The sequence below is a fragment of the Vallitalea sediminicola genome (assembly GCF_054408565.1).
The window spans coordinates 1-305 of sequence record NZ_BTPT01000283.1; the positions used below are offsets into that span (position 1 = coordinate 1).

Here is a 305-nt window from a genome sequence, read left to right on the forward strand (position 1 = left end):
AAAAGGGCAGCCTATTTCATTCACTAGGCTGCCCTTTTTTTAAAGAACACAAATGAAGTCCAAATAGCTAGTAATGAATCATTTGGGATTAATTATTACTTGGTAAAAACTAAGAAGGAGAATGGTGCTATGTCAATAGAATATTGTGTTGACAATGAAGTTTTTTCATTACTAAAATATTCTATATATTCACCTGCATAATCTCCAAAATCACAGGTGGTATTAACAGTCTCGTTTGATAGGTTTATAACTGTTATAACAGTATTGTCGTCCTTTTGTCTTATGTAAATCAATACATGATTGTT

1 protein-coding gene is annotated in these 305 nt (G+C 30.8%); it reads right to left on the minus strand.

All coding sequences use genetic code 11. The annotated features are described in order from the left end of the window. Positions 1-95: 95 nt before the first annotated feature. Positions 96-305 (minus strand): alpha-glucosidase C-terminal domain-containing protein (locus ACX6CF_RS26760; RefSeq protein ID WP_458788423.1); only part of this gene is annotated, 210 nt, incomplete at its 5' end.